20 protein-coding genes, 1 tRNA gene and 2 pseudogenes are annotated in these 23,589 nt (G+C 62.3%); 8 read left to right on the top strand and 15 right to left on the bottom strand.

The window, feature by feature from the left end; genetic code table 11:
• The first annotated feature begins 21 nt into the window (after nucleotides 1-21).
• From KDD17_RS13785 to KDD17_RS13770, 4 genes are all read left to right on the top strand, one after another.
• Complete coding sequence (locus KDD17_RS13785; RefSeq protein ID WP_212704184.1) at nucleotides 22-1,254, top strand: TRAP transporter substrate-binding protein; 1,233 nt, start codon at nucleotides 22-24, stop codon at nucleotides 1,252-1,254.
• A 120-nt stretch (nucleotides 1,255-1,374) separates the two neighbouring features.
• Nucleotides 1,375-2,040, top strand: coding sequence for a TRAP transporter small permease (locus KDD17_RS13780; protein WP_254796796.1), 666 nt, complete (start codon nucleotides 1,375-1,377; stop codon nucleotides 2,038-2,040).
• Entirely contained in the window at nucleotides 2,037-3,425 is a 1,389-nt protein-coding gene (locus tag KDD17_RS13775) for a TRAP transporter large permease (protein ID WP_212704182.1), read from the top strand. The genes KDD17_RS13780 and KDD17_RS13775 overlap by 4 nt, the downstream gene beginning before the upstream one ends.
• Nucleotides 3,426-3,491: 66 nt before the next feature.
• Nucleotides 3,492-4,265 (top strand): IclR family transcriptional regulator, encoded by a 774-nt coding sequence (locus KDD17_RS13770; protein ID WP_212704181.1) that lies wholly within the window; start codon nucleotides 3,492-3,494, stop codon nucleotides 4,263-4,265.
• Here the strand turns inward: KDD17_RS13770 and KDD17_RS13765 are convergent.
• From KDD17_RS13765 to KDD17_RS19280, 5 genes and pseudogenes are all read right to left on the bottom strand, one after another.
• Complete coding sequence (locus KDD17_RS13765; protein WP_212704180.1) at nucleotides 4,242-5,465, bottom strand: winged helix-turn-helix domain-containing protein; 1,224 nt, start codon at nucleotides 5,463-5,465, stop codon at nucleotides 4,242-4,244. The two genes, KDD17_RS13770 and KDD17_RS13765, sit on opposite strands and share 24 nt — an antisense overlap.
• A complete protein-coding gene (locus KDD17_RS13760) occupies nucleotides 5,462-6,496 on the bottom strand; it encodes a LacI family DNA-binding transcriptional regulator (protein WP_212704179.1) in 1,035 nt (344 codons plus the stop codon). The genes KDD17_RS13765 and KDD17_RS13760 overlap by 4 nt, the downstream gene beginning before the upstream one ends.
• A gap of 86 nt (nucleotides 6,497-6,582) precedes the next feature.
• A complete protein-coding gene (locus tag KDD17_RS13755) occupies nucleotides 6,583-7,017 on the bottom strand; it encodes a hypothetical protein (RefSeq protein WP_212704178.1) in 435 nt (144 codons plus the stop codon).
• Nucleotides 7,018-7,079: 62 nt separating this feature from the next.
• Nucleotides 7,080-8,396: a YadA C-terminal domain-containing protein gene (locus tag KDD17_RS13750; RefSeq protein ID WP_212704177.1), complete on the bottom strand. Its 1,317-nt coding sequence runs from the start codon at nucleotides 8,394-8,396 to the stop codon at nucleotides 7,080-7,082.
• Between the two features lie 152 nt (nucleotides 8,397-8,548).
• A pseudogene (locus tag KDD17_RS19280) lies at nucleotides 8,549-9,097 on the bottom strand (hypothetical protein); the annotation flags it as partial.
• Between the two features lie 182 nt (nucleotides 9,098-9,279).
• On the opposite strand from KDD17_RS19280, the gene KDD17_RS13740 reads away from it, so the two are divergent.
• Both KDD17_RS13740 and KDD17_RS13735 read left to right on the top strand, forming a co-directional pair.
• Nucleotides 9,280-9,356: transfer RNA gene (locus KDD17_RS13740), tRNA-Arg, on the top strand.
• Nucleotides 9,357-9,903: 547 nt separating this feature from the next.
• Nucleotides 9,904-11,061: pseudogene (locus KDD17_RS13735) on the top strand (IS3 family transposase).
• 283 nt (nucleotides 11,062-11,344) lie between these two features.
• Here KDD17_RS13735 and KDD17_RS13730 read toward each other — a convergent pair.
• The gene (locus KDD17_RS13730) at nucleotides 11,345-11,725 is read right to left on the bottom strand and encodes a histidine triad nucleotide-binding protein (protein WP_212704175.1); all 381 of its coding nucleotides are present in this window, start codon (nucleotides 11,723-11,725) and stop codon (nucleotides 11,345-11,347) included.
• A 9-nt stretch (nucleotides 11,726-11,734) separates the two neighbouring features.
• Nucleotides 11,735-13,312, bottom strand: a complete 1,578-nt coding sequence (locus KDD17_RS13725; protein ID WP_212704174.1) for a DUF5928 domain-containing protein — start codon at nucleotides 13,310-13,312, stop codon at nucleotides 11,735-11,737.
• A gap of 141 nt (nucleotides 13,313-13,453) precedes the next feature.
• On the opposite strand from KDD17_RS13725, the gene KDD17_RS13720 reads away from it, so the two are divergent.
• Nucleotides 13,454-14,272 (top strand): sulfotransferase family protein, encoded by an 819-nt coding sequence (locus KDD17_RS13720; RefSeq protein ID WP_212704173.1) that lies wholly within the window; start codon nucleotides 13,454-13,456, stop codon nucleotides 14,270-14,272.
• Between the two features lie 9 nt (nucleotides 14,273-14,281).
• On the opposite strand, the gene KDD17_RS13715 is transcribed toward KDD17_RS13720, so the two are convergent.
• Complete coding sequence (locus KDD17_RS13715) at nucleotides 14,282-14,998, bottom strand: hypothetical protein (RefSeq protein ID WP_212704172.1); 717 nt, start codon at nucleotides 14,996-14,998, stop codon at nucleotides 14,282-14,284.
• 200 nt (nucleotides 14,999-15,198) lie between these two features.
• On the opposite strand from KDD17_RS13715, the gene KDD17_RS13710 reads away from it, so the two are divergent.
• Complete coding sequence (locus tag KDD17_RS13710; protein WP_212704171.1) at nucleotides 15,199-15,894, top strand: fumarylacetoacetate hydrolase family protein; 696 nt, start codon at nucleotides 15,199-15,201, stop codon at nucleotides 15,892-15,894.
• A gap of 7 nt (nucleotides 15,895-15,901) precedes the next feature.
• Here the strand turns inward: KDD17_RS13710 and KDD17_RS13705 are convergent, their stop codons facing one another.
• The 7 genes from KDD17_RS13705 to KDD17_RS13675 form a co-directional block, all read right to left on the bottom strand.
• Complete coding sequence (locus KDD17_RS13705) at nucleotides 15,902-16,492, bottom strand: DUF805 domain-containing protein (protein WP_212704170.1); 591 nt, start codon at nucleotides 16,490-16,492, stop codon at nucleotides 15,902-15,904.
• 76 nt (nucleotides 16,493-16,568) lie between these two features.
• A complete protein-coding gene (locus KDD17_RS13700) occupies nucleotides 16,569-17,939 on the bottom strand; it encodes a tetratricopeptide repeat protein (RefSeq protein WP_212704169.1) in 1,371 nt (456 codons plus the stop codon).
• 11 nt (nucleotides 17,940-17,950) lie between these two features.
• On the bottom strand, nucleotides 17,951-18,733 hold the full coding sequence (locus KDD17_RS13695) for an alpha/beta fold hydrolase (protein WP_212704168.1): 783 nt from the start codon (nucleotides 18,731-18,733) through the stop codon (nucleotides 17,951-17,953).
• Nucleotides 18,720-19,715, bottom strand: coding sequence for a P1 family peptidase (locus KDD17_RS13690; RefSeq protein WP_212704167.1), 996 nt, complete (start codon nucleotides 19,713-19,715; stop codon nucleotides 18,720-18,722). The genes KDD17_RS13695 and KDD17_RS13690 overlap by 14 nt, the downstream gene beginning before the upstream one ends.
• A gap of 117 nt (nucleotides 19,716-19,832) precedes the next feature.
• Complete coding sequence (locus KDD17_RS13685; RefSeq protein WP_212704166.1) at nucleotides 19,833-21,461, bottom strand: ABC transporter ATP-binding protein; 1,629 nt, start codon at nucleotides 21,459-21,461, stop codon at nucleotides 19,833-19,835.
• Complete coding sequence (locus KDD17_RS13680; protein WP_212704165.1) at nucleotides 21,458-22,273, bottom strand: ABC transporter permease; 816 nt, start codon at nucleotides 22,271-22,273, stop codon at nucleotides 21,458-21,460. Before KDD17_RS13680 ends, KDD17_RS13685 begins: the two co-directional genes overlap by 4 nt.
• Nucleotides 22,270-23,217: an ABC transporter permease gene (locus KDD17_RS13675; protein ID WP_212704164.1), complete on the bottom strand. Its 948-nt coding sequence runs from the start codon at nucleotides 23,215-23,217 to the stop codon at nucleotides 22,270-22,272. The genes KDD17_RS13680 and KDD17_RS13675 overlap by 4 nt, the downstream gene beginning before the upstream one ends.
• Nucleotides 23,218-23,589: the final 372 nt, after the last annotated feature.

The following is a 23,589-nucleotide window of genomic DNA, read 5'->3' as shown; positions in this document are numbered from 1 at the left end:
ATTCAACCGGGAGGAAAATGAATGACAGTCCAGAACAACTTGAAGGGGATTTCGCGCCGCGATCTTTTCCGTGTCGCCGGCCGCTACGGCATGAGCTCCACGCTGATGGCCGCAGGCAGCTTTGGCGGGGCGATGAGCCTTGCAAATCTGGCGTCCGCCGCTGAATCCACCTACGAAAAGCGCTTTGCCAAGGAAGCCAAGCACACGCTGAAATTCGGTGCTGCCGGTTTCAACGCACGCAACCTGCTGATCGAGCGCGCCGGCGCGCTGGAATTCGCCCGCGATCTCGAATCGCGCACCGACGGCGAGATCCGCGTCGAATTCATCGGCGACAACCAGATCTGCGGCCAGGTCTCCTGCGTTGAGAAAGCCCAGCAGGGCATCATCGACATCTATGCCGCCTCCACCCAGAACTCTGCCGGTGGCGCGCCCTATCTGAACGTGCTGGACTATGCGTATATGTTCCGCAACCGTGCGGACCAGTACCACTTCCTGTACTCGCCCGCCTCGCAGGCGCTGCTGCGCGAGCCTTATGAGCGCCGCCACGGTCTGAAATTCCTCTTCAGCCACGCGGAACTGCGCGGTATCCAGCTGGGTCTGGCGTGGGAAGACAAGGAAACGGTCACAAGCGTCGAGCAGTTGTTCGGCACCAAGAACCGCGTCACCGGCACGCAGCTGGGCCGGATCGCGATGACCGCGCTGAACCTCAACCCGGTTCCGGTCGCGTGGGAAGAAACCCTCGACGGTCTCAAGCAAGGCCTGATCGACGGCGCCGAGACATGGGCATCCGCCGTGGCCTACGCCAACATGTCGCCGGTTGTGTCGCAGTCGGTGCACCTCAACTTCTTCTGCGGGACAGAGCACACCGCGATGAACGCTTCCGTGTTCGACGGTCTCGACGGCGAATTGCAGGATGCCGTGATGGAATCCTCCTACTGGGCGCAGACCCACGTGCAGGCCGCCAACGAGGCCGCGTTGGTCAAGACGGTCGGCATGTCCGATCCGCAGCTGCCCGGCACGATCTTTGCGCAAAACAACGTGCGCAACGCCTTCCTGTCGGATGCGGAAATCAAGAAGGCCGAGGAAATGTGCTCGCCCGAGTATCAGCCGCAGCTCTGGGAAGAGTGGCGCGAGCGGATCAACGGCTGGCAGGGTGGCGCGGACACCTACCAGGAGATCTACGACGAAGTGCGCACGATCCCCGCGGATACGCTGCCCGAAAACGTCGAGCCACGCCGCTGGTGGAAAGCCTAATCACCGGCTAACCTTTGCAGGCCGGCCCCCGAGACGGGGCCGGCCGCTTTTGTCTTTGAGACTGCGAAAAGCAGCGCAAGGCAGGCCAGAATTCATAGGGAGGGGTGACGGATGTCAATCATGGCAGACGCGGCCACCATCGTCACAGCGACGTTGAGTGGTGATATCAATTTCAAGGTGACGCAAGCGTACCGCTCGCCCGCTGCGTGGCTCGTATTCGGGCCGCTCACGGTGCTGGGGGCGATCCTCGTCACGTATATCTACAAGCTGTCCCCGTGGCTGGATAGAAACCTCGAAAAGACGATTGCGGTGACCGCCTACATCATCATCGCGGTCATCATCTTTGTCGGCGTGATCCAGCGATTTGTCTTTTCCAGCCAGGTGCCCTGGTCCACGACGATCCCGCCGCTGATCTTCATGATCATGAGCTGGTACGGCTGCAGCTATAACGTCAAGCTGCGCACGCACCTGAGCTTTTCCGAATTTCGCGCCAAGATGAGCCCGCAGCGGCAATATCTTATGCTGTGCATGGACAACGTGCTGTGGTTCATCTTCTGCATTATCTGCGTGACGACGATGTCGCGCATCACCGTCAATACCTACGACAACTTTGCCATCGTGCTGGGCACGGATGGCATCATGCGCTGGTGGTTCATCGTGACGATGCCGCTGTGCTTTATCATGATGGCCGGCCGGGTGCTGAGCAACGCGCTCATCGACCGCAGCCGCTTCCGCAACAATGAGACGCTGATCGAACAGGCCGTTATCGGGGGAGATGCAGGATGACCGACGGAACACTTGTCACGCTGATCTCTATCGGGGTCACAATTCTATTCATGCTGGGCACGCCGGTGCTGCTGGTGATTTTTTACTGGTCCGTGCTGTGCAGCCTCGTGATCGGCCTGCCGCTGGACAACACGGGCAATGAATTGCTCAATGTGTTCAAGGACGGCTTTGCCCTTCTGGCGATGCCGCTGTTTATCCTCACCGGCGATCTGATCAACAAATCCGGCATTGCCAAGCGCCTGTCGGATTTTGCCTACTCGTGCCTCGGATGGCTGCGCGGAGGTCTGGCTATGGCGGCACTGGGCGCTTGCGGCCTGTTCGCTGCGATTTCGGGGTCGAATTCCGCCACGACCGCGACAATCGGTTCGATGTTGCATCCCGAGATGACCAAGGGTGGATATGACGAACGCTTTGCCGCGGCTACGGCAGCGGCGGGCGGTACGGTTGGGATCATCATCCCGCCTTCGATCATCTTCATCGTTTACGGTTTCCTGATGAACCTGCCGATCTCGGATCTGTTCATCGCGGGGATCATCCCCGGCGCCCTGATGGTGCTGGGCATGATGGCGATGTGCTTTGTCGTGTCGCTGATGAACAAATGGGGCATCCTGATCCCGCTGTCGCCCTTCCGCGTGCTCAAGACCGCGTTCGGCGCCTGGTTGGGCTTCTTTGCCATCGGCTTGGTGCTTTGGGGCATCTACACCGGTAAGTTCTCGCCCACCGAAGCGGCGGGCGTGACCGTGGGCTTTGGCATCATTGTCGGCGTGCTGAGCTATCCGCTCAACAAGATGATGCGGGTGGATCCCGATACGCCGGTGGACGAAAAGCCGTTCTATTCCATGCTGACCGTCGAAGGGTTCCGCCTGCGCGACGTGCCCGAGGTTGTCAGCCGCTCGGCACAAATCGCGGGGATCCTGACACCGCTTATCGCCGTGTCGGTGGTGATGCAGCAGGTGTTGGGCGATCTTGGCGCGGATGAGGTTATCGGGGATCTGCTGCGGTCGATGGGCGGGTATTTCCCGGTGCTTTTGATGTCGATGGCGATCGTTTTTGTCTCAGGCATGATTCTGGAATCCCTGCCGGTGACGATCATCCTGGCGCCGATTCTGGCGCCGATTGCCGCATCCGTGGGCATCGACCCGATCCATTTCTCGGTCGTGTTCCTTGTGGGGGCCTCCATCGGATTTATCACGCCGCCTTACGGTTTGAACCTTTACGTTGCCTCCGGTGTGACGGGCGTGCCTTATTTCCGCCTGCTGCGCTACTCGACGATGTATCTGGTCAGCCTGATTTCGGTCTGGTTTCTGGTCGCCCTTGTCCCATCGCTGAGCAAGACGCTGTTGCCGGGCGGTTGGCTCTATGGTTTGCTGTCCGGGGCGGGCTAGATGGCGTCCGCATAAACGCGCGGCATTCCAATGGGATGCCGCCCGCAAACGGGGTGCTGAGGTAGAATGGCCGACGGTGACGGGTCCGATAAGTCGATCCCGACAAACTTACGATTGCTCTTGTTGCTCGAAGAGGTCGCGCGCGTTGGCGTGCCATTGACCCCGACGGCTGCGAATGAGGTTCTGGGGCTGCCGAAGCCAACCGTGCACCGGTTGTTTCACACGCTGGAACAGGAAGGATTCCTGCAACGCGACATCGACGGGCGTTCTTACGCGCCGGGGGCGCGCCTGCGCCGTTTTGCCGGATCGATCCTGTCGACGTCACGGGTGCGGACGCTGCGGCAGACGATCCTGCGCACATTGGCGTACGAGCTGGAAGAGACCTGTAACATCGCCATGCCAGAGCGCCACGCGATGATCTACCTTGACCGGGTCGAGACAAAATGGCCGCTTCGTATTCAGCTGCCCGTGGGCACAGAGGTGCCGTTTCACTGTACTGCCAGCGGAAAGATGTATCTCAGCTCGCTCAAGCCGGGAATGTTTGCCAAATACCTCGCTGCGGTGACGCTGGAGGAGAAAACCGACCACACGCTGACCGACCCAGACGCCCTGCGGGCCGAGGTCGAGAGCATTCGGTCGCGCGGCCATGCCACCGATAACGAGGAATTCATGGCGGGAATGGTGGCCGTTGCGGTGCCGATCCACGATGCGCAGGGACGGCTGATGTCGACCCTGTCGGTGCACGCCCCGACCCAGCGGGTCAGCCTGCCCGACCTCGAAATACACTTGCCGCGCCTCAAGCAGGCCGCGCGGGAGCTATCCGAACTGGTGTTGGGCTAGGCCGCGCCGCCAGCCTCCCTCGAACCGGATCTGACTCACGCCCGCCAATCGCTTGATCCGCTCAAGCTCGGCTTCCAGATCCTGCACGCGGCCCTTGCCCCAGCGCACGCCGGGCTCTTCCCACAGGGCGCGCACGGTCAGGGTGTCGGCGTCGCGCTGGGCCTTCATGTCAATCCGGCCGACCAGGCGCTCCCCCTGCAACAACGGAAAAACATAATAGCCGTAGACCCGTTTGGCCTGCGGCACAAAAACCTCGATCCGGTAGTCGAACCCAAACAGCCATTTTGCCCGTTTACGGTCGCGCAGCGCGGGATCGAAGGGGCTGAGGATCCTAAGGCGGCGGGGTGGGGCAGGGGCGTCCTGCGCGTCCAGATCAGCCGATGCGAACATCCGCCGCGCACTGCCGTCGGCCCCGATGACCTCAACTTCCGCGATCTCGCCGCGTTTGAGCGCGTCCGCGCACCATGCCTTTGCTTCCGCCGCGCGGGCGTGATCCCAGAACGCGGCAAGCTCGCCCGAGGTCGCGAACCCCAGCCGCGCAAGCGCCTCGCGGCAGCACCAATCGATTGTCCTGGCCGTGTCCGGTGGCGCATTGCCGGCCCATAGGGTGGCGGGCAGGGCGCGTTCGGTCAGGTCATAGCGTTTCTGGAAACCGACCCGCCCGACGACATGCAGTGCACCACTACGCCAGAGATATTCGAGCGCGGTCTTGGAAGGATGCCAATCCCACCAGCCGCCCGATCCGCGCGCTTCCCCCTTGCCAACATCGGAGGATCCGCAGGCCCCGTGGGTGCGGATGTGCTCCAGCACCGTCTGCATCTGATCCTCGAAACCGTCCCGGCGCCAGCTGCGCCACTGACGGCGCAGCCTTTCCGCGTCGCGGGCGCGGCGCAGATGCCACCAAGGATAGAACGCCTGCGGGATGACCGCCGCGTCATGGGTCCAATGCTCGAACAATGTGTCGCCGCGGGCATAGAGCTTTTGCAGATGAGCAGGACGATAGCGTGGGCGACGGGCAAAAAGGATCAGATCATGCGCGCGCGCAACGGTGTTGATGCTGTCAAGCTGTACGAACCCGAGCCGGGTGATGAGATCCAGCAGATCATCGCCCGCCCCGCTTCCCTGCGGCGCCTCGCCAAGCGCATGGCGATTCAGAAATACCCGCCGCGCGGTGGTATTGTCGATTTGCGGCAGGCTCATCCGTGTCTGCGGCGCAGCGTATCCCCAAGCGACAGTGTCGGCTTCATCGTGACGCTGCGCGGCATATCGGGATCAGGCTCTGACCCGGTGTCGTTGATGATGATCCGCGCGGCGGCTTCGCCGATCTCACGGCGGCAGGCGTCGGTGGTGGCCAATTGGCGCGGCAGGCCCGCCAACAGCTCAACCCCGTTGAAGCCCGCAATCCCGATCTGGCCGGGAATGTCGACGCCCTGATCAAGCAGATGCAGCAACCCGCCCGCGCCGATCATGTCGTTCGAGTAATAGAGGAAGTCCAGATCCGGTGAGCGTTCCAGCATCTCTTGCGTCATCTCGCGACCTTTCAGCAGGGCAGAGCCGCCGTGGTAGAAGATGCGGTCCTCGATCTCGATCCCTTCGCGGGCGAGCCCTTCGGTAAAGCCTTCGAACCGTTTGCGCGCACGGTGATCCAGCGGCATCTTTGTTCCCAGAAACCCGATCCGCTCGTAGCCTTCGCGCAGGATCGCGCGGGCCATATCGCGCCCGGCCTGGCGGTGCGAAATCCCCACCATCGCGTCAACGGGATTGCCGTCGGTATCCATGATCTCGACCACGGGAATGCCTGCATTTGTCAGCATCGCCTGCGTCGCCTCGGAATGCTCAAGCCCCGCGATGATGACGCCCGAGGGCCGCCACGAAAGCATCTCGTAGAGTACGGTTTCTTCCTTCTCCGGCAGGTAATCCGTCACACCAACGACCGGTTGCAACGGCGTGTCGTCAAAGGCTGCGTTGATCCCGGCAAGCACTTCGGGAAAGACCATGTTGCCAAGGCTTGGGATGATGACCGCGACCAGATTGACCCGCTGCGACGCTAGCGATCCCGCGATTTGATTGGGGACGTAGCCTAGTTCCTTGGCGGCGGCGAGCACCCGTGTACGTGTCGCCTCAGAGACGTCACCGCTTTTGCGCAGGACACGGCTGACGGTCATTTCAGAGACGCCGCACGCCTCTGAGACATCGCGCAAGGTGAGCGGGCGTTTTGGGGATTGGGTCACGTATTCTCCTGCTGCCGGTTGACCGTAACGCTATCCCAGGAGAGGTTTTGCGTGCAAGGGCCAACGGGCTCTGCCAGCGGCGCAAACTACTGACCCGTCGTCGTTTCGGGCAGCGCGTCGAATTTACCAACAGATATATCAAGCAGGACCCAGCGCGCTTTTTCGAGAATATAGACCAGATCAAAACTGATGTGCTCGGGGCGGCTTGGGAAATAGCCTGTCAGCCGCATCTGCGATCCGCCCGCAGCAACCTGTTGCTGGAGGATCGTGGGTTCCTCAACCAGCACGGGCAGCATGTCCAGCCCCGCTTCACGCACCGGGGCAAAGAGCCCGGCGAGCCGCGTAGGGTCATTTGCTTCGGCAAAATCCGCCGAGGCGTAATCGCGCAGGACGGTGTAGTTGCCCGTCCAGTTACCGTGGTTCACCGCCGTGAGCGTATCGCGGATCAACGCCACCGCAAAGCTGCGTTCGACATCCGCCGATTGCTGGGCCGCGAGGGGGACGGCGCCCAGAGTTGCCACACAAAGGGTGAGGGCCGCGAACAGTGTTCGCGCCCCCCGTTTTGCCCGCCGAGGGTCGATGCTTACCACGCGTAGGTCACGCCGATGCGGCCACCGACCTGCTCGCGGTTGAAGCCATAGGTGACCCCGGCGTCGAGCTGTGTGTTGGGGTTGATGCGGAAACCCATGGAAACGGCCATTGCCTCTGTGCCCTCAAAGCTTGCGATGCCACCCGAGATCGCAAACTGCTTGTCGGCGGGCACGTAGGGCGTGTCGAGCGCCATGGCCATAGCGATCCCTTCCTTGTTGTCCGCGATTGCCGAGCGGTTGCGTGCGATGGCGCCGCTGTTGGCGGTGACAGTCTCGCCCATCGACAGGACCGCGCCCAGATCGACGCTTGATGTGGCAAGGTTACCGCTGGCATCTGACGTCACGATCGCGACGGCACCGCTTTGTGCCGCGCGGCTTTCGGCGGAGGTGATGCCGGGGGCGGTGTAGGTATTGCTGGCGTTACCGAGGGTGAATTGATTATCCCGCGTGGCCTGCGCGCCGTCCCCGATCGCGACCGAATTGGTGCCCTGCGCGCTGGCAAGATTGCCGAATGACAAGGAACGCTCCCCGGAGGCAACGGCCCCTTCGCCCACAGCGGTCGCGCGCACGCCTGAGGCGGAGGCAAGGTGGCCAAAGGCCTGCGCCCGTTCCGCCGTTGCCATCGCGCGCCAACCCACGGCTGTTGCGCCGGGGCCGGTCGCCACGGATTCGCCACCGAGTGCCGAGGTCGACGGACCGGTTGCCGCAGCGCTGTCACCAAGCGCAATCGCGTCGATCCCGTTCGCGATGGCCTCATTGCCGATGGCTGTTGCGTTGTCGCTCTGCGCGTCGGCGTTTTCACCGACGGCAAGAGAGCGGATGCCCTGTGCGGTGGCCAGATGACCAAAGGCCTGCGCGCGTTCGGCTGTTGCCTGCGACTGCCAGCCGATGGCCGTCGTGCCCGGCCCGGTGGCGACGGTTTCACCCCCGATGGCGGTCGTGGAGGGGCCTGTCGCTACCGACGTATCCCCCAGCGCGATCGCGTCGATCCCGTTCGCGATGGCCTCATTGCCGATGGCTGTTGCGTTGTCGCTCTGCGCGTCGGCGTTCTCGCCCACGGCAAGAGAACGTACGCCCTGAGCGGTGGCCAGATGACCAAAGGCCTGCGCGCGTTCGGCTGTTGCCTGCGATTGCCAGCCGATGGCCGTTGTGCCCGGCCCGGTTGCGACGGTTTCACCCCCGATGGCTGTTGTGGAAGGGCCTGTCGCTACCGACGTATCCCCCAGCGCAATCGCGTCGATCCCGTTGGCGATGGCCTCATTGCCGATGGCTGTTGCGTTGTCGCTCTGCGCGTCGGCGTTCTCGCCCACGGCAAGAGAACGTACGCCCTGTGCGGTGGCCAGATGACCAAAGGCCTGCGCGCGTTCGGCTGTTGCCTGCGATTGCCAGCCGATGGCCGTTGTGCCCGGCCCGGTTGCGACGGTTTCACCCCGATGGCTGTTGTGGAAGGGCCTGTCGCTACCGACGTATCCCCCAGCGCAATCGCGTCGATCCCGTTGGCGATGGCCTCATTGCCGATGGCTGTTGCGTTGTCGCTCTGCGCATCGGCGTTTTCGCCGACGGCAAGAGAACGTACGCCCTGTGCGGTGGCCAAATGCCCCAACGCTTGCGCCCGCTCAGCCGTGGCTTCGGCACGCCAGCCGATGGCCGATGCGCCGGGGCCGTTCGCGATGGCCTGTCCGCCGACTGCCGTTGTCGAGGGGCCGGTTGCCGTGGTCGCTTGCCCATCCGCGCCGTCCCGATTGCCGCCGATGGCGATCGCGTCTCCGCCCGCAGCGGTGGCTGCATTGCCGATTGCAATCCCGTTCGTCGCAGCAGCGTCTGTGCTGGCTGCTCCGACCACAACGGATGCGTCGCCCGCGGCTGCGGAGCCTACGCCACACTCCGTAGACCCCGTGCCGCTGCCGACGTTACAAGGTGCAGTACCGTCCGCAAACGCGAAGGAGGCCGTGCTCAAAAGCAACGCGGCGGTCGCCGTAAGGGTGCGGGAATGACAGAAAGGGTAGGACATGGGCAAAGACTCCTGAAGAAAAACAAAACTGCGGCGAGAACACGCCTGCGCGAACGTACTCCACTCACGCGAAAGTGTATGAAAAAGTTTCACCAAAGAGTTGTCAGACGCAAAATACTTCCCGGGCCTTTGCCCAGAAGAGGAGTGGCATCGATGACTAAGCCACGCTAACAACGCGGGAAGGCCCCGTGGCTCAACTGGATAGAGCAGCCCCCTCCTAAGGGGCAGGTTGCAGGTTCGAATCCTGCCGGGGTCGCCAAAAAAGCCCGAAAAATATGTGCCAGAGAAACCGGAAGTGCGCGCAAAAGAAACCAATAGTGCGCGCAAGCTGATGTGTTCGCGGTTTGGCCGCTATGCTACGTCTACCGCAAGCTCTTGAGTTATGTAATTAAATTGGGAGCGCCTCGATGCCGTCGAGGTCGCCCCAAAGTCCTCGACCGCCTCTGATTTGACAGTTCTAGCCTCGTTCGATCTAGGTAAGTCACAGGTTCCGGAACCTTTCATATCAGTCAGCCCGCCGCCTTTTGGGAGGTCGAAGCGCGCGAAGGATTATTCCGCGCCATGAAAGGAGTCCGTCATATCTCGGTCGCGTTGTACGATCGCGTTTCACGATCTCAAGTTCTTCGACGATGTCCAATCGCTTCGAAGCGCCGAGGAGCGGTACCGGAAGTTCCTGAAGAGGACCCGCAAGGCTGGTCAGGAATGGGCTGTCGCCGAGGGGAGGATGACTGAGGGCGATTGCTGACCTGCTCCCCTGAAATGTCCGGCGTTTTTGGTTAGCCTGTTCTCCAAGAAGGAGACAGACGATGAAGAGAAGCCGTTTCAGTGAAGAACAGATAATCGGGATACTGAAGGAGCATCAGGCTGGTGCGACCGCTGCTGATCTGTGCCGCAAGCATGGTGTGAGCGATGCGACGTTTTACAAATGGCGATCCAAGTATGGCGGGATGGAAGTGTCTGACGCGAAGAAGCTGAAGGCGCTTGAGGCAGAGAATGCCAAGTTGAAGAAGCTGCTGGCTGAACAGATGATGGACGTGTCGACGCTCAAGGAAATGTTGGGAAAAAACTTTTGAAGCCCGGTTCACGCAGGAAAGCTGTGACCTGGGCCATGACAGAAAGGCGATACAATCAGAAGCGGGCCTGTGCCTTGGCCGGGATCGATCCGCGTGTCTATCGGCGTGTGTCAAAGCGACCCGCGGACATTGAGTTGCGTGGGCGGCTGAAGGAACTGTCGTCCGAGCGGCGACGTTTTGAATATCGCCGCTTGCACATCCTGCTCAAGCGGGAAGGCTGGCCCCCTCTCGGCAGATTTGCCTTGCAAATCGCCTGCCGGGCAATGGGTGAACTGGAAGAAGCTGTACCGGATTTACCGCGAAGAAGGGTTAACAGTCCGTAAACGGGGCGGTCGCAAGCGCGCAGTGGGCACCAGAACGCCCATGGCGATCCCTCAGGGGCCGAACCAGCGGTGGAGCCTGGACTTCGTGTCTGACAGCCTGTCCTGTGGTCGGCGCTTCCGCATCCTGAACGTGATTGATGACTTCAGCCGCGAATGTCTGGCTGCTGTGGTCGACACATCACTCTCAGGCGACCGTGTCGCGCGGGAGCTGGACCGGATTGCCGAGATGCGTGGCTATCCCTGCATGGTGGTCTCGGACAACGGCACCGAACTGACATCAAACGCCATCCTGAAATGGCAAGAGGATCGCAAGGTTGATTGGCACTACATCGCCCCTGGCAAGCCAATGCAAAACGGCTTTGTGGAGTCTTTCAACGGACGCATGAGGGATGAGTGCCTGAGCGAAAACCTGTTCGACAGCCTCAGACATGCGCGTCATCTGATCGAGGCATGGCGTATCGATTTTAATCATCACCGCCCACACACAAGCCTCGCTGGCCTGACGCCAGCAGAATATGCTAAGCGGTCAAGTGAAGACCAAAACCTGAACAGAGCTAACCTAAATTAGCGGACTCAATGGGGAGCAGGTCAATGCGGGCTGGGATCGGCAAGTGGCTGAGCAATTACAACGCAGAACGCCCCCACTCTACACACGGCATATTGGCCCCCGATGAAGCCTATGACAGCAAAACACAACCGATGTGAACGGCAGCCTAAATCAAACCCTGATCCATCTTAACGAGGCTGCAAAACTGGTCTGAAGTGTAGGATCACCTCTGCCTTGAATTTATTGAGGCGTTTGATGCTCTCATGAGAGGCGGTTGACGCCGAACAGCGTCAAAAATCGAATGTTATTTTGCGGGTTGTACCATGCGGCCCATCGGACGACCGCCCAGAATATGCACGTGCAGGTGAGGCACCTCCTGCACGCCATGGGCACCGGCGTTTGAGATCATGCGAAATCCCTCGCCTGCGCTGAGCGTGACGCCCTCCATCTCGCAGACCTTTGCGATGGCGCGGGTAAAATCGATGATTTCCGCGTCGCTCGCCTGCGCGGCAAAGTGATCGTAGCTCACGTAAGAGCCCTTGGGGATCACCAGTACATGCGTCGGCGCCTGTGGCTCGATATCGCGGAAGGCCAGCGTATGCTCTGTCTCCAGCACGGTCTGGTTGGGGATCTCACCGCGCAGGATCTTGGCAAAGATGTTCTGGTCGTCGTAGTCGTAGGCCATATCGGCTCCTCAGTCGGCGAATAGGTAATCTGTCTGCGCGATTTCGCGCGCTTTTTCGGGTGCGATGTTCAGGAATTGCGCCAGTACGTCCGCGTTGTCCTCGGGGAGGGCCTGTTCGCGCATGCGCCCGTGGTTCTCGAACTGGGCGTCGCGGATCGCGTCGCTTTCGAACACCATGTCGTTGCGGATCGTGGGCAGCAGACGTTGCAGGGTTTCCATGCTTGTCTGATCGCCCGCGAGGCCCACGCGCATGGCGTGTCCGATCAAGTATTCATCGGTAAAGCTGCACTCGATCTCAAGGATGCGGGTGGTCGAGCGGTCCGAGGCAAAATCGTTCAACAGATCAAGGTTCGCCGGGTCCATGCAAACGATCAGCTTGTCGGTCTCGAAATAGTCGAACAGCATCCGCATCAGCGCGCGGCGATGTCGGGTGCGCTTGCCCAGCGTTTTCTCGATCCCGCCGAGGGCCGGGAGGGGCGTGTCCTCCTCGTTGAAGACGTATTCGATGGCCGGTACGTTTGTGGTCTGGCGGATACGTTCCAGCACCCGCTTGGCCACGTGCCATTTCTTGCACACGACGATCAGCAGCTCGCGCTCGCGCCCCAGCGTGCTCTCGGTCTCCCAGAAGCGGGTAGAGAACCGTCGCCCGATCCGCCCGCGCCCCGTGAGGAAGTTGAACAGGCTGCGCCCTTCGTTGCTGATCTGGAACTGCACGCCCTTGGCGGCATAGAGCAGGCCAAGTCGCCGTTTGAGGTCCTGCGCATCGGCGCTGATCTTGCGGGCGAACAGATAGTCCTGGCTCAGCAACAGATCGTAGTGATCGTTGTAGAACGTCACGGGCATGCCGTAGTCGGTGAACATCAGGAAGGTCAGGTTGCGACTGCGGATCTGCTCTTCGGGGATGAGGTGGCGCACGAGAGTTTGAAAGAATGTCTCGTCCGGGATCCATGTCGTGCGGAAAAACCGCATCACATCGCGCCGGCGCTTGCAGAAATCCAGCACCCATTCGATGGTCTGACGGCGCAGGCACCACCATTGGCTGCCAATCATCACCTGAATGTCTGCCGGGATCTCGCGTTTCAGGCCCAGCCGCTTTTGCAGCTCGAACATCGCGTAAAAGCGTTTTTTCTGCGCACGTTCGTTGAACCAGTGGCGATAGATCAGGCGCTCTTCCTTCCAGCCGGTCTTGATCCAGTCGCTTTCGAAGTAATCAAAGCTCTCGATGAAATCGGCGTCGTTGTCGTCGAGGAAACGGTGCGCGTATTCGGCGGATTTGATCGACATGCAATCGCCCGACAGCATGTAGAAATGGGTGGCCCGCGGAAAGGCATCAACCGCAGCCTGAACGGCATAGAGCGTGGCCTCCACCAGTGACCATTCCCCCCAGCCGCATTTGATGCGCTTGGTGGCAAAGGTGACGTGCGGATTGTTCTTGAGCGCGTCGCGGATGCGGGTGAAATGCGCAAGGTCTGCGGAGGCGTCAAAGTGGATCGACATATAGTCGCCCACGGCTGTGAGCCGCTCCGCCTGTTTGATAATGGCGTCCGGGTCTTTGTGGCACAGGAGGATGTAGGCGATTTTTGCCATTCGTTAACCAGTGTCCAGTCAAATGCTCGATTGTTTACCTAGATAGTCGTGAACACAGATTGAATAAACAGCAATTATTTGCTTTTGTAACGGGAAACCGCCCCCAAGAGGCGGCAAATGGCAGAGCAGGAGTGACGATCAATGGGCTTTCCCGGCACCTGGATGACCGAGAGCGAGAGCGTCGTGTACCGCGTGGTGCCGAAATGTGCCTGCTCGACCATCGGTCAGATCATGTATTATTCCGACCACGGCACGTTCTTTGACGGCGATATCCACGACGCCAAGGGAGGGATGCATAAATGGGCGCTGGACGACAGTCAGGACGCGATCAGCCGCAACGTGCAGAACCACAGTTCTTATGCGTTCACCTGCGTGCGCAATCCCTATACCCGTATTTTGTCGAGCTTTTTTGACAAGATCTGCGGCATCCAGCGCAACGGCAAACGCTATCGCGGCAATCTGGTGCCGCTTTTGGTACAGAAATACGGGATCGAGGTCGGCGGGCCGGACGGCAAGGATGACTTTGACCAGATCGCCAGCTTTCGGCGTTTCTTGCTGTTTGCGCGCGATACCATCCGCTGGCGTCGCCCGATGGATCCCGACATCCACTGGTCGGCCATGTCAGGCCATGTCAGTACCTTCATTGTCAACGGCGGCACCTACGACAAGATTTTCTGGACCGAAGCCTTCAACGACGGCATGGGGCAGGTGCTTGACGCGATCGAGACGCCGAACAAGGTCGATCTGACGACGATCCCCCGCTTTAACGAAAGCGAGGGGCACGGGCCCAAGCGGGCGCATCCGGTCGAGGATTATTTTGACGACCTGTCGATGCATTTGGTCTATGAAATCTACAAACGCGATTTCAAGCTTTTCAAATACGACTTTGAAAACCCCGCCAACAAGATGCCCATCGGCGAGATTGATCTGGATGAAGTGCACGCCAAGCTTGGCGACTGATCTGCCGGGTTAAAAATGTCTGATCATGCTGCGGGATGAGGCGATGTCGTCGGCCAGACGGCCTGTGGCGTCGATGTGCCAATCCAGCCCGCTTTGACCGCGGCTCGCCGCTTCGCTCAGATTGGCGGAAGCACGGCGCGCGTCGGCCGCGCTGATCGTCAGGGCCTCGGCCAATGCGGCACGTTCGCTCAGAATCTGACGACGGATGCGGTCGTGACGGGACTGCGTGATTTCCCCCGCAGCAAAACGTAGTGCCGCGGTGGTCATCCGCTCTTCCTGCTGCGTGAGCAGGGCGGGCAGGCTTGTGGCAACCTCGGTATGGTGCGCGCGGGCGTGGCGGAGGTGGCGCACGACATCACTCGGCGCGATGAGCGCCATGCGGCGGTCCAGTTCCTGACGGCCTTTGATATTCCCGACAATCGCGCCGCCGATACCAGACACAAGCGCGCCGTTCACGCAGCTTTTGGCCGCGCCATGCGTCACGATACCCACGCCACAGCCGATTGCGGCACCGGTGGCCGCGCCTTTGAGGGTGGAGTGGCGCACAAGGCGATCCGCCGACTGGGAGAGCGCGCGGATCTGCCCGTCCATATCGCGTTCCGGTGTTGGGGCCGGGGAAAAGGCGCGGAAGCTGGTGTCGGCGCGGCCCACATCCGGCGTCTGCGGGGGTGTCTGTGTGCACGCCGTCAATACCAGCGCCGCCAGAACCAAAAGAAGTGATTTCATTGTTAGTGTCATTGCCTGCACCCTTGTTGTTGTCTGCTCAACAATCTTTGGTCTACAGCCCGATTGTGTCCAATTTTGGACAATCCGCGCATTTCCTGCGAACGAGGCCGGCGTGACATTTGTCGGCACCGCGCCGTCTGGACATCACCGGCGCCCGGGTCTCTAGTACCGTCAACACCCATCAGCCGGAGCCGCGCCCCATGTCCTACGTTTTGCCCCCGCCGCCACAAGCGAAACTCCCGGTTGCGGGCAGTGATGCGTTTTTTCCTGTCCGTCGGATTTTCTGCGTGGGCCGCAACTACGAGGCGCACGCGCGCGAGATGGGCAATGACCCCGACCGCGAACCACCGTTCTTTTTCACCAAGCCCGCCGATGCCGCCATCGCCACGCCTTGCACGCTCCCCTATCCGTCGCTGACCGAGGACCTGCACCACGAGATTGAGCTGGTGATCGCCATCGGCAAGGGTGGCGCCGATATCCCGGCCTCACGCGTACACGAGCATATCTGGGGCGCCTCCGTCGGCATTGATTTCACCCGTCGTGACCTTCAGGCAGCGGCCAAGGACGCGCGCCGCCCGTGGGATTGGTCAAAGGCCTTTGACAACTCGGCTCCAATTGCGCCCATCGTCCCGATGGCCGATGTGGCCAGCCTGAGCGACGCGCGCATCTGGCTCGCGGTGAACGGTGAGACCCGGCAGGACGCCAATATCGCGGATCTCATCTGGTCGGTGGACGAGCATATCGCGACCCTCAGCGAAGGAATGACCCTTGCGCCGGGGGATTTGATCATGACGGGCACGCCCGCGGGCGTCGCCGCCTGTCAGACTGGTGACGTATTGACAGGCGGTGTCGACGGCATCGCGACGCTTGAGGTGACGATCGGCCCGCGCGCCTGATCGCTCCCTAATGGGCGGGCTCATTGCCCCATTGGTTGGCGTGGTCCTGGCTGCGCTGGCAGTAGAAGATGATCAGCACGATCCACCCGAGGATCGGGATGAAATATAGCAATACCCACCAACCCGTGCGCCCGATATCGTGCAGCCGCCGGATTGCGACCGCGATGGACGGCAGTAGCGTCGCCAGCGAAAACAGCCCGTTGATCGGCCCTACATCGTAGAACCCGAGCGCGGCATCCAGCCCGCCCGTCAGACCACCCAGCAAGATCATCCAAACCATCCACCACCAGAATTGCGAGCGGGTAGAGCGGGTTCTGAAATCGACGTAGCGGGCGAACCCGTCCTTGAGCGCGCCCATGAAGCTGTTGGCATCCTCGCGCGCGGGATCCTGCATGTCGCTTACCGGGCGACGCGGGGGCTGGGGCGGCGTTCGGCTGACGCTGCGCGCCTGTGCCAGCGGTATCCAGTCCTCCATGCCTTCCTGCCAGACCAATGTGTCCGACCGGATCGTGCCATTGGCGATCAGATCCTCGAATTCATCCTGATCTATCGGGCCTTTCGAGGTGCCCTCGAATGCGAAATACCATTCCTGTGCCATCTGTCTGCCGTGTCCTCACATCAAAGCATCTTGCGACAGGTTAGCGGTGACAGGCGGGCGGGGCAAACCGGTTGATCTAGCCTGCGGCGGCCAGCGTTGCCTGCGCCCGCGCGCGGGCCTCGGCGGCAAGATCGGGCAGGCCGGTTTTGGTATAGACCTCCCCCAGCATCAGGTTCAGCGGAACGCCATCGGGGTCATAGGTGCGCCGCATCTCAAGCACCTGCTGCGCGGTAGAAGCGCGGCCGTCGCGCACGAGCGCGTCCAGATGGATCTGCTCGAACAGATCGCGCTGGGCGTGACTGCCCCCGATTTCGGCCATGCGGGGCAACGCGCGGGCCAGATCGGCGATGGCAACGGGCCAGTCGCCCCGCGCGTGGGCGTCGATTCCCGTGGCGGCGGGCAGGGCCACGTCGCGCCAGGCGATATGGTCGTGCTGGCTGTCGTCTTCTGCCCGGGAACGGATTGCAGCCATCAGCGTCTCCGCCTCCGCACGCCCGGTGCGCGATAGCGCGTAGAGATATTGCAGCGTCAGGAAAGGGTTGACCGTATCGGCGCCCCGCGCGGCGACGTGGTCGGCAACATCCGCCCAGCGCTCGCCCACGTCGATGCCCGCAAACTCCATCCGGGCGAGCAGGGACGCCGCGCCGACCTGATCCTGGCTGTAGTCTTTGGCAAGGCCCCAGACATGGGTATCAAAGGCCGCGCGTACCTCGTTTTCGCGCCCCAGGCTGATGTAGAACAGGGCAAGATGCCACCAATTGTGGCTGCGCATGAAACTGTTGAGCCCGGCCCATGTCGGGGCGACCTCTTCAAGAAAGACGGCGCCTTCGGCGATGCGCCCCTCGGTCAGCATCACATGGGCGATGGCGTGATGCGCCCAGGCTTCGTCGTGGCGCAGCGACATGGCGTGGCGGGCGGCGGTCTCGGCCCGGTCCAGCAGGTGACACTGCTCATATCCAAAGGCGATCATGCCGTGGGCATAGGGGATGTCTGCGGCCTCGGGCAGCGCCTTGAGTGCGGCGCGCAGCATACCCGGCGCGTCGCCGAGGTTGAACAGATGATATTGCGCCAGCTTCAGCGTTGCCATGTCGCGCGGATGGTCATCGGTGATTGCATCGCAGATTTTGAGGAGGCCGGGGACGTCCCCCCGCGTCCAGGCGTCCACGGCGGCGATGATCTGTTGCTCGCGGGGCGTGCTGCCCTGCGCAACGGTCCTGGCCCGCGCGATGTAGGGCGCGGCCTTTTGCGGCGCGACCGGGGCTTCGAGAAACATCCACAGCATTGCGGCATAGGCATTGGCGAGCGCGCAGTCCTGGTCTGCATCCGCGGCGGCTATGATGCCCGTCGCCTTCGGCTGGTAGCTGATGAACCCGTGGATAAAATCGTCAATCGCGCGGCGGGTGCTGTCCCGGGTGCAGGTGATGGGCAAACCGTAGAGATCTTGCATCGCGATGGCTCCTATTGATCGGTGAAACGGCGGATGTGCGCGGCCACCGCTTCGGGTGCATCCCAATGGATCGAATGCCCGGCATCGGGAACGATGTGGGTCGGCGTCGCGCCAAGGGCGTTGCGCGCCAGCGCCTCCGGCAGCAACAGATCGTCCGCCGCCAGCAGCGCCTGAACCGGCATCGGCACCCCGTCGAGCCCGTCCGGGCGGTAGCCGTCGAGGCTGGCGATCTGATGCGCCATGGCCGCGGCGGTCTGCGCATAGGGATAGGCCAGAGCGGTCGTTGCAGCCTGAGCCACCGCGCCCGGAATGTCGTAGAGCGCCGGAGCAAAGAGCCACGCAAAAAGCGTGTGCAGCCAAGTCTCGGGCGCCGCGTTCGATTGCCGGATGGCCAGCAGATTTCGAAAGAGCGCCACGTTGCGCTCCAGCCGCAGTGGCGCTGCGGCAGCGAGGGTGAGCGAGCCCACCGCAGAGGGATAGCGGTGCGCCATGCGCAGCCCGATCATGCCGCCCAGCGAATGGCCCACGACATGTGCGGGCCCGATGCTGAGGCTATCGACAAGCGCTGCGCAATCGGCGGCACAGTGATCGATGCTTGCCGGCGCGTTCCACGGGGCCGTACGACCGGTGCTGCGGTTGTCGGGGCGGATCACGGTGAAATGCGGCTCCAGCAGCGGGACAAGCGGCGCCCAGCTGGCGCTGTCGCTCAACATGCCGGCGATCAGCAGCAACGGCGGCCCGTCGCCGGACGCCTCAAAGTGAAGGGAGATGCTGTCGTGTTCAAAGCTCGGCATTGGCGTCTCTCCAGCAGGGCATGATGTCACCCGGTGCGGGCGTGGCGTGGTAGATGGCGCGTGCGATGGCGCGGGTCAGGCAAAGGGCGGCGGCGTGGCCCGTCAGCGTCACATCCGCGGGTGGGCCTGCGTCTGTCGTCAGCGCAAAGACAAGATCGCCGTCGTGTGGCGTGTGGGCAGGCACGCAGGCGCGCGCGATCCCGTCGTGGGCGGCGATGGCGACCCTGTGACATTCCGCCTTGGAAAGCGATGCATCGGTTGCGACGACCGCAATCGTGGTATTGCTGCGCGGGCTTAGCCGGGACATCTTGCGGCTCTCCAGGTTGCGTCCAAGGCCGCTGGCAGGGTCCGACCCGAGGCCGCCGAATTCGCCGTCGATCTCGAAGGGGGCGGCGTAGAAATGGCGATCACCGGGCGTGGTGACTGCGCCGACGGGGTTGGCGGCCACCAGCGCCGCGACGGTACTGCCGTCCGGCAGGCGCAGCGACGCGGTGCCAAGCCCGCCCTTGAGCATCGCGCTGAGCGCGCCGGTGCCTGCACCGACTGTCCCAATATCGAAACCCGTGCCAGCACCGTCGAGGGCCGCGCGCCCAAGGGCGCGGTAGGGGTTTGTCTCCCACGACTTCTCGCCACCATTGAGCAGATCAAAGAGGATTGCCCCCGGCACCAGCGGGATCACCGCCGGGCCTACGCGAAACCCCCGCCCCGCCGCGCGCAGCCCGTCGACCACACCCGAACAGGCGTCGAGCCCGTAGGCCGATCCCCCTGCGAGGACCAGCGCATCGACCGCCGCAACCGATTTATCCGGCGCCAGAAGATCCGTCTCCCGCGTGCCCGGTGCGCCTCCCATGACCGCGACAGAAGCGGTGAACGGACGCGCTGCCGTCACGACGGTCACGCCTGATTTCAGCGCGTTGTCCTGCGCGTTGCCGACAAGCAGGTCCTCGATATCGGTCAAGCTGTTGGTGGGTCCTGGATGCATTTGCTCTCGCCTGAAAAGGGCTGCGGTTAACCGGATGTCTGAACAGCGGGCGTTGGATATGAGGCTGTCGTGGTGATGAGGTATTTGGGAAAGGGTGCAGGGGGAAAGTGCGGTGCGTCAAGGGGGCGGCGGTGCCTGTGTTTGATCGGGTGGGGCGCGCCGGGCGAAGTCGGGCAATTCGGGTGCGGCTGCAAGCAGGGCCTTTGTGTAGGGGTGTTGCGGGGTGGTGAAGACGTCGTGGGTGCCGCCTTCTTCGACGATGCGGCCGGCCTTCATGACCAACGTGCGGTCGGTCACGCTGCGCACCACGCTGAGATCGTGGGAGATGAAGAGGTAGCTGAGATCGTATTGGCCGCAGAGATCGGCGATCAGATCGAGGATCTGGGCGCGGACCGAGACGTCGAGCGCGCTGACGGCCTCATCGAAGACGATCAGCTCGGGCCGGACGATGAGGGCGCGGGCGATGGCGATACGCTGGCGCTGACCGCCCGAAAATTCATGGATGTATTTGTCGGCATCTGCGGGGGTCAATCCGACGGCAGTGAGCGCCTCGTCGATGGCGCGCTCGCGCGCCTTGCCCGTGGGAGGCGTATCCAGCAGGTGGAAGGGTTCGGTGATCTGGCGGGCGACCCGGTGGCGGGGATTGAAGCTGCCGAAGGGATCCTGAAAGACCACCTGCATTTGGCGTCGCACGGCGAGGTTTGGTTTACTGCCGCTGAAAACCGGCTGCCCGCGAAGGGTGATGCTGCCCGCCTGGATCCGATCAAGGCCGAGCAGGGCGCGGGTCAGCGTCGACTTCCCGCAACCGCTTTCGCCCACCAGGCCGAGCCGTTCGCCACGCTTGAGAGTAAAGCTGACGCCGTCGACCGCGCGGAATCGCCCCGGTTTTCCAAAGAGTGTCTTGCGCGGCGTGGGATAGCTGCGCACGACATCGCGCACTTCCAGCAACGGATCCTCCCGTTGGGTATCGGGCAGGGTGACGGTGTGGGTCGATGCAGCAAGCAGCGCCTTGGTATAGGGATGCTGCACCTCGCGCAGCAGAGCTTCGGTCGGGCCTTGTTCGACGATTTCGCCCCGCTGCATGACGAGCGTGCGGTCGGCCATATCTGCCACAACGGCAAGATCGTGGGTGATCATCAGCAGCCCCATGCCGTCCTCGCGCGCGAGCGATTTCAGCAGATCGAGGATCTGTGCTTGCGTCGTCACGTCCAGCGCCGTTGTCGGTTCATCCGCGACCAGCAGATCGGGGCGCAGGGCGATGGCCATGGCGATCACGACCCGCTGGCGCTGCCCGCCCGAAAGCTCGTGAGCAAAGCGCGTCAGTGGGAAGCGATCGGCGGGAAGGCCGACACGGGCGAGTGTTTTGGCGGCGCGGGCGCGCGCTTCAGCGCGGGTGGCGCCGGTGTGGATACGGATTGTTTCGGCCACTTGATCCCCGATGGATTTTACCGGGTTAAGGGCGGTCATCGGCTCCTGAAAGACCATGCCGACCGTGTTTCCACGGATCGCGCAGAGGGCCGGTTCGCTGAGCGACGTCAGATCGGTCCCGTTCAGATGTAGGCTGCCGGTCATGCGCGTCCCCTGCGGCAACAGTTGCATGACGGCGAGGGCTGTGAGCGATTTACCGGATCCGCTTTCTCCGGTGATCGCGACGATCTCACCGGGGGCGACGGAAAAACTCACGCCCTTGAGGATCGGCGTTCTGTGAATAGACAAAGACAGGTCGCTGACCTCAAGCAGGCTCATACGCGCGCCCTTTGCAAACGCGGATCAAGCCGGTCGCGCAGCCCGTCACCCAGAAGGTTGAGCCCCAGTACCGTCAGGATGATCGCAAATCCCGGCATCAGCGCCATATGCGGGGCGAGGACCACCAATGTCTGCGCATCCGCCAGCATGCGCCCCCACGACGGGGTCGGGGGCTGTGCGCCGAGCCCGACATAGCTCAGCGCCGCTTCGGCGAGGATGCCGAGAGAGAACTGGATTGTCGCCTGCACGATCAGCAGATTGGCGACGTTTGGCAGGATATGCTCGACCGAGATGCGGGCATCCGATTTGCCGGCCACACGGGCGGCAAGGATGAATTCACGCTCCCACAGCGAGAGGGCCGCACCCCGTGTGATGCGGGCAAACACGGGAATGTTGAAAATGCCGATGGCGATGATTGCGTTGACAGCCCCGGCGCCAAAGACCGCCGTGATCAGGATTGCGATGACCAGCGAGGGGAAAGCAAAGACAAGATCGTTGCCACGCATGATGACCTCGTCAATGAGCATGCCACGCCGCGCTGCGGCCCAGAGCCCCAGCGGGATCCCCAGCGTCATTCCGATGCCCACCGCCACCAACGCCACCGCAATCGACGTACGCGCGCCGACCATGATGAGGCTGAGAATGTCGCGGCCAAAATGATCTGTGCCCAGCAGATGCGTGGCATTGGGCGGTTGCAGCTTTGCGGGGATGTTGAGCGCGGTGTGCGAAAAGGGCGTCCACGCAAAAGAGATCAGTGCCGCGGCGACAAAGATCAGCGTCAGCGCGCCACCGATGATGAGGTTACGGCTCACGCGCGGCTCCGCAGGCGGGGATCGACTGCCGCATAGGCCAGATCGACCGCAAAATTGACAAAGATCACCGCGAATACCAGCAGCATCGTCACGCTTTCCACAACGATCAGGTCGCGGGCCGAGATCGACTGAAAGATCAGCCGCCCGAGACCGGGAAGATAAAAGACCTGTTCGATAATGATGCCCCCGGCGAGCAGAAACGAAAACTGAAGCCCGATGATCGTCAGCACCGGGATGAGCGCGTTGCGCAGCCCGTGCCGCCATAGCGCCTGACGGGCCGACAGACCCTTGGCCCGTGCGGTGCGCATGAAATCCTCGCCCAGCACGTCGAGCAGTGAGGAGCGCATGACGCGCGCGAGGATCGCGGCCTGCGGCAGCGCAAGCGCAATGGCGGGCAGGGTGAGGGATTTGAGGCCCGGCAACAGCCCGTCTTCCCAGCCCGCGAACCCGCCTGCGGAAAACCAGCGCAGATTGATCGCAAACAGCAACACCAGCATCATGGCAAACCAGAAATTAGGGATCGCGACACCCAGTTGAGTGGCCGTCATCACGCCCACATCGCCCGCCCGCCCGCGCCGGGCCGCTGCATAGACGCCGGCTGGAAAGGCGATGAGCGTTGACAGCGTCAGTGCATAGAGCGCCAGTGGCAGCGACACCCACATGCGCTGCGCCACCATATCCGCTACCGGCGTGCGGTAAGTGTATGAGGTGCCGAAATCGCCGCGCAGCATGCCTGTCACCCACGCGACATAGCGGGCGAGTTTCGATCCATCCAAGCCTAGCTCGCGGCGTAGCGCGGCCAGTGTTTCAGGCTGCGCGTTGATCCCCAGCATGAAGGACGCCGGATCACCCGGCGCGATCTCGATCACCGAAAAGATGACGACCGAGGCGACAGCGAGGCTGATCACGAGCGACAGCAGGCGTTTGAGGGTATAGCGCAGCATGGCTGCGACGTTAGGCGCGGCAAAACCGAGGGTCCAGCGAATGATTGCGAAATATGAACTTCCCGCACAGGTCGTGCGTAGAAGGTGCAAGTGCTTGTGAAAGGAGTTGCCATGATCCGATCTTTATCCGTCTGTTTGAGTGTGCTTGTCGCCGGGCCGCTCGCTGCGCAAAGCATGTCAAACCTGACCTGTGCAGACTACCGTGCGCTGTCGCCAGAGGATCGGCGTGCAGTCGAGACACAGCTTTTGCAGGATTTTGGTGTATCGCCCTCAGCGGCCGACGCGCGTCTCGCGCTTCTGTCTCGTACCTGCAGCCGAAACCCGGCGGGCAGCCTGGTGGATGCGATGTCTGGCGACTCGGGTCCGGATTAA

The sequence above is a fragment of the Sulfitobacter albidus genome (assembly GCF_018200035.1).
Lineage (GTDB): Bacteria > Pseudomonadota > Alphaproteobacteria > Rhodobacterales > Rhodobacteraceae > Sulfitobacter > Sulfitobacter albidus.
Note: the sequence above shows the minus strand (reverse complement) of the source record. Positions and strands in the feature narration are given on the sequence as shown.

Coding starts and splice junctions, on each gene's coding strand:
- KDD17_RS13785 (WP_212704184.1), top strand. CDS start 22: ATGACAGTCCAGAACAACTTGAAGGGGATTTCGCGCCGCGATCTTTTC.
- KDD17_RS13780 (WP_254796796.1), top strand. CDS start 1,375: ATGGCAGACGCGGCCACCATCGTCACAGCGACGTTGAGTGGTGATATC.
- KDD17_RS13775 (WP_212704182.1), top strand. CDS start 2,037: ATGACCGACGGAACACTTGTCACGCTGATCTCTATCGGGGTCACAATT.
- KDD17_RS13770 (WP_212704181.1), top strand. CDS start 3,492: ATGGCCGACGGTGACGGGTCCGATAAGTCGATCCCGACAAACTTACGA.
- KDD17_RS13765 (WP_212704180.1), bottom strand. CDS start 5,465: ATGAGCCTGCCGCAAATCGACAATACCACCGCGCGGCGGGTATTTCTG.
- KDD17_RS13730 (WP_212704175.1), bottom strand. CDS start 11,725: ATGGCCTACGACTACGACGACCAGAACATCTTTGCCAAGATCCTGCGC.
- KDD17_RS13725 (WP_212704174.1), bottom strand. CDS start 13,312: ATGGCAAAAATCGCCTACATCCTCCTGTGCCACAAAGACCCGGACGCC.
- KDD17_RS13720 (WP_212704173.1), top strand. CDS start 13,454: ATGGGCTTTCCCGGCACCTGGATGACCGAGAGCGAGAGCGTCGTGTAC.
- KDD17_RS13715 (WP_212704172.1), bottom strand. CDS start 14,998: ATGAAATCACTTCTTTTGGTTCTGGCGGCGCTGGTATTGACGGCGTGC.
- KDD17_RS13710 (WP_212704171.1), top strand. CDS start 15,199: ATGTCCTACGTTTTGCCCCCGCCGCCACAAGCGAAACTCCCGGTTGCG.
- KDD17_RS13705 (WP_212704170.1), bottom strand. CDS start 16,492: ATGGCACAGGAATGGTATTTCGCATTCGAGGGCACCTCGAAAGGCCCG.
- KDD17_RS13700 (WP_212704169.1), bottom strand. CDS start 17,939: ATGCAAGATCTCTACGGTTTGCCCATCACCTGCACCCGGGACAGCACC.
- KDD17_RS13695 (WP_212704168.1), bottom strand. CDS start 18,733: ATGCCGAGCTTTGAACACGACAGCATCTCCCTTCACTTTGAGGCGTCC.
- KDD17_RS13690 (WP_212704167.1), bottom strand. CDS start 19,715: ATGCATCCAGGACCCACCAACAGCTTGACCGATATCGAGGACCTGCTT.
- KDD17_RS13685 (WP_212704166.1), bottom strand. CDS start 21,461: ATGAGCCTGCTTGAGGTCAGCGACCTGTCTTTGTCTATTCACAGAACG.
- KDD17_RS13675 (WP_212704164.1), bottom strand. CDS start 23,217: ATGCTGCGCTATACCCTCAAACGCCTGCTGTCGCTCGTGATCAGCCTC.